Source organism: Gluconobacter sp. P1D12_c, from assembly GCF_018812105.1.
Taxonomy (GTDB): domain Bacteria; phylum Pseudomonadota; class Alphaproteobacteria; order Acetobacterales; family Acetobacteraceae; genus Gluconobacter; species Gluconobacter oxydans_A.
Window position 1 is genome coordinate 1 of sequence record NZ_JACSIQ010000527.1, and the last position, 430, is coordinate 430.

Here is a 430-nt window from a genome sequence, read left to right on the forward strand (position 1 = left end):
CCCGTAATGGCAGACAGTGAATCAACGCCCTGATCACGGGCCTCAATCAGATGACGGCAAGAGGTTGTCAGCAGACGAAGCTGGGCCTGCAACGATCGCATGGTGACAATCGCTTTGTCACGGATCCGGTGCTCGGCAAGGCGCATCATGCTTCCGAGGAGTTTGTCCATCATTGTGAGGGCCGCGTCGGTTAGAACCTCCTCAAGTCGGACCCCGGCTGCCACAGAATGGCGTAACGACGGGATGACCGAAGCTCGGCCAGATGCTGGGGCGTAATCCGGGCAGCTTCTTCGCTCAAACGGTCAAAGGCCACACGCGGTATGGTCGTGGCGCGAGCGCTGTCGAGGTTCAGGGATCGTACACACTCCAGGCGTTCCAGCAATCGCAGGATATTGCGCGCGGCTGGTGACAAGGGCGGGTTACGCAGCCA

General features: G+C 60.0%; 1 pseudogene. It reads right to left on the bottom strand.

Going from position 1 to position 430, the window contains the following annotated elements:
* Window positions 1-430: pseudogene (locus KP705_RS21575) on the bottom strand (Tn3 family transposase); the annotation flags it as partial.